The sequence below is a fragment of the Arthrobacter sp. MYb224 genome, from assembly GCF_002975455.1.
Lineage (GTDB): Bacteria > Actinomycetota > Actinomycetes > Actinomycetales > Micrococcaceae > Glutamicibacter.
Window position 1 is genome coordinate 1 of the sequence record NZ_PCPU01000023.1, and the last position, 1,228, is coordinate 1,228.

The 1,228-nt window shown below is 57.7% G+C and carries 1 protein-coding gene and 1 pseudogene; both read left to right on the plus strand.

The features are described from left to right. Window positions 1–1,045, plus strand: a pseudogene (locus tag CQ017_RS17770) (IS1380 family transposase); the annotation flags it as partial. Then, a partial coding sequence (locus CQ017_RS18265) for a hypothetical protein (RefSeq protein ID WP_219843971.1) occupies window positions 1,029–1,228 on the plus strand: 200 nt, incomplete at its 3' end. The pseudogene CQ017_RS17770 and the gene CQ017_RS18265, both read left to right, overlap by 17 nt.

Genomic DNA, 1,228 nt, shown 5'->3' on the forward strand with positions numbered 1-1,228 from the left:
GGGCCCCGGAATCCAGCCCGGCTGGCTACGGCAACCAATCCGCTGATTATCGACCTCGACGCATCGTTGGTTCATGTCCACTCTGACAAGGAATTCAGCGCAGGAACGTATAAAGGCGGGTACGGGTTCTCACCGATGATTGCCATGGCTGACTACGGCAAAGCCAACGGCACCGGCGAAGTCCTCGCCGTGCATCTGCGGTCGGGAAACCGTGGAGCGAACTCCGCAAAATCCCATATCGAGGTGCTCACTCAAGCATTGGCTCAGTTGCCTGATGATTTCTATGACGAGGACGGGAACCTCTGCGGTGAGAAGATCCTTGTCCGCACAGATAGCGCTGGGTCGTCCCGGGAGTTCTTGCACCACCTGCATTCGTTGGGGCTCCAGTTCTCCACCTCGTATTCTTTGCCGGTGCTCAAGGAACGGTTCATCCGGTGGATCGATCAGAAGAAGTACTGGGAGCCAGCGTTCAATGCTGACGGGCAGGAACGTGATGATGCGTGGGTGATTGACGCGAGCAAGGTCTTGGAGCTGAAGGACTACCCGCCGGGAACTCGGATTTATTTGCGGGCTGAGCCGTTGCATCCTGGGGGCGAAAGCGAACTTGTTCGATACCGACGGGAACCGGGTGACGGCGTTCTTGACCAATGCTCCGCGGTTCAACGTGGCGTTCCTTGATGCTCGGCACCGGGCGCGTGGCCGGTGCGAGAACCGGATCAAAACCTTGAAGAACACCGGGTTAGGCAAGCTACCGTATTGGTCTTTTGCCGCGAATCAGGCGTGGGCTGACCTGGCAATGTTCGCCTTGAACTTGGTCGCATGGCTGCAGCTAGCTGCGCTGCCTGGTGATCATGAAGCTGGGCGTTGGGATCTGAAGCGGTGGCGGTACCGGCTGTTTTCAATGGCGGGAAAAATCGTTTCTGGTGGGCGGCAGCGCCGGCTATTGATCCCTAAAAGTGCACCAGAAGCACAACTGTTATGCCAACTGAACGAGGGTGTTGGCGTGTTGTTCCAGCGGTGGCGGCGCGGTGAGCTTGCTGCCTGAACTGGCAGTGGTGTTTCCTTGTTTCTTTGGTTTTGAAAGGTCATTCTGGTCCGGGTGGGTGGAGCTTGGAATTCAGCGCTGGTGTTTCGGCGCTCTTTGGCATGGGCGGAATCAGAAACGGCCGCCGGGAATCCCTTGGTCGTGGATTTCGGCGGCCGTCAGAGACCTCATGAAAAATCTGGG